This window comes from Stappia sp. 28M-7 (assembly GCF_014252955.1).
In the GTDB taxonomy this organism is placed as follows: Bacteria; Pseudomonadota; Alphaproteobacteria; order Rhizobiales; family Stappiaceae; genus Stappia.
In genome coordinates this window covers 1,421,742-1,424,062 of record NZ_JACMIA010000001.1, presented here as the reverse complement: position 1 = coordinate 1,424,062, position 2,321 = coordinate 1,421,742, and the positions used below count along the sequence as shown (strand labels likewise).

Sequence of the window (2,321 nt, the reverse complement as noted above, 5' to 3'; positions counted from 1 at the left end):
GCTCACACCTCCCCGGTCACGTCTGAAAGGCGGCCGAGATCCAGCTCCAACCGCCGGTCGCAGCAGGACCAGAAGCGGTCGTCGTGGGTCACCGCAACCACCGTCTTGCCGCGCGCCTTCAGGTCCGGCAGCAGCTCGGTGTAGAAGACCTCGCGGAAATGCGCGTCCTGGTCGGCCGCCCATTCATCGAAGAGATAGACCTCGCGGTCCTCCAGCAGCGCCACGATCATCGCCAGCCGCTTGCGCTGCCCGGTCGACAGGTCCGTGGTGGAAAAGCGCCCGTCCTCGAAGCGCACCTTGCCGTCCAACTCCATGCGGGCGATCAGCCTCTCGACCTCGCGCTGCGTGACGTGCTCCAGCCCGTAGAGCCGGTCGAACAGGTGAAAGTCGGTGAAGATGCTGGAGAATATCTCGCGGTAGTCGCGCCGCGTCTCGGCGCTCACCAGTGCACCGTCGCAAGAGATCTCGCCCCCATCCGGCGTGTAGAGGCCGCACAGCAGCTTCAGCGCCGTCGACTTGCCGCTGCCGTTGCCGCCCGTCAGGAACAGGATCTCGCCGCGCTTCAAAGACAGATCCCAGGGACCGGAGGTGAAGAGCGCGGTTCCTTCAGCGTCGAGATAGCTGAACGTGACGGCGCGCATCTCGATGGTACGGAACGAGCGGTAGCGCGAGGGCGCGCGCGCAGCCCCCTTCGGCTCCGGCGTCAGGCCGGCGTCGAGACGGCGTTCCAGCGCGTAGACATGGGCAAGGCCGGCTTCGGCCCGGGCGATCAACCGCACGACCGAGGTGATCGCCGCGATGGGACCGAGCGCGAAGACGGTCGCGGCGGTGATCTTGTAGATCGTGTCGGTATAGCCTTGGAAGAACACCGGCAGGACCAGCACGACGACGCCGATGAGCAGGAAGATGAAGGCATTGGCGAATTGCAGCAGGGAGACCCAGCGGTCGCCCAAGCCCACCACGACCTGCCGCAGACGCGAGGTGACGTCCGCGAAATGCGCCTGCAGCGCATCGTTCTTGTCGGCGTTGAGCCGGATTTCCTGAAAGCCCAGCGTGAAATGGGACAGGCTGTCGAGCATTTCCGCTTCGCGGTGATGCACGTCGGCCAGGGCCCCGGTCAGTGCGCTCTGGCGCCGCCAAAAGACATAGAGCCCGGCGGCCAGGAACACGGTGACGACAAGGAAGGAGATCGGCGACAGGGTCGCCACGTAGAGCAACAGGAAAACCAGCAGGAAGGCGTTCTGGGCCGCGCCGATCAGCAGCGGCAGCGTCTGCGACAGGTGGTCGGTTTCCTGCGAGACGGTGACGAAGACGTCGCCATGGCCTAGCCGCTCGAGTGTCCTCAGGTCTACACGGCGGATCTTGCTGACGATTCGCCGACGCGTCGCCTCCAGACGGGACTGGACGAAACGGTTGGCTTCATGCAGCGAGGCTCGGCTCGACAGCAGCACGAAGGCGAGCATCGTCACGTAGACGAGAAGCAGCTGCGTCCCGACGGGTTCCGCAAGCACCGCTTTTTCGGCCGCCTCGTTGATGAGGCCGACAAGCCCCGCATTTCCAAGGCCAGCAAGGCTGGTGATCAGCAGGATCGACCGGCGGTTCACGGGAGGGCCGGATCTGAGCAGCCGCAGGATATTCATGCAGATGAAACCACGGTGACTGCCCCTGTCCCGATGCCGCGCAACCCGCCCCATGGTGCATCCGGCCTGCCGGCAGCGCCCTGTTCACGGATCAGATTTCACTGGTGTTTCGTCATCTTCGGCAGCTCCGACCGCCGTTACGGAATGCTATTCAGCACGCCTTCCGCTGGCAAGTGCACGCCTTGCCAGCGCGTCCGGGATTTTCCTCCTGGCGTGCATTAAGCTCGTTCGCAGAGCACGTCGTCCACAGGTAGCGGAAAGACTGTTGCGGCGCACACTTATTCGCTACCGTAAGGTCGTTCCGCTTCGTGCGGGGCACCCGGGGGGACGACAGGGGCGCCGACCAGAGGCGACCTGCATGTCCGATCTCCATAGGACACCGAGCGGCTTTCCAGCCCGGCTGCAGGCGATCAGAGCGCATGGACAAAATTCGGGACTTCATCGAGGAACAGTTCCTGATCGAGTTCGACGACTCCTTTCCCGAGGACTCCGACCTGTTCAAGGAAGGCGTGATGGACTCCTTCGGCTACGTGCAGCTGATCCGCTTTCTCGAGCAGGAGTTCGACATCCGCTTCACGGAGCAGGAAATGACCGGCGATGTGCTGGTGAGCCTCGTCCAGATCCGCGAGACGGTCGCCCGAAAGGTTGCCGAGCGCGCAGCGGGCTGATCGCCGCGACACC

At 64.3% G+C, this 2,321-nt stretch carries 2 protein-coding genes; one reads left to right on the top strand and one right to left on the bottom strand.

Annotation, left to right across the window (positions count from 1 at the left end):
• Positions 1-2: 2 nt before the first annotated feature.
• Positions 3-1,640: a cyclic peptide export ABC transporter gene (locus H7H34_RS06415; protein WP_245164992.1), complete on the bottom strand. Its 1,638-nt coding sequence runs from the start codon at positions 1,638-1,640 to the stop codon at positions 3-5.
• 419 nt (positions 1,641-2,059) lie between these two features.
• On the opposite strand from H7H34_RS06415, the gene H7H34_RS06410 reads away from it, so the two are divergent.
• Positions 2,060-2,308, top strand: a complete 249-nt coding sequence (locus H7H34_RS06410) for a phosphopantetheine-binding protein (RefSeq protein WP_120269016.1) — start codon at positions 2,060-2,062, stop codon at positions 2,306-2,308.
• Positions 2,309-2,321: the final 13 nt, after the last annotated feature.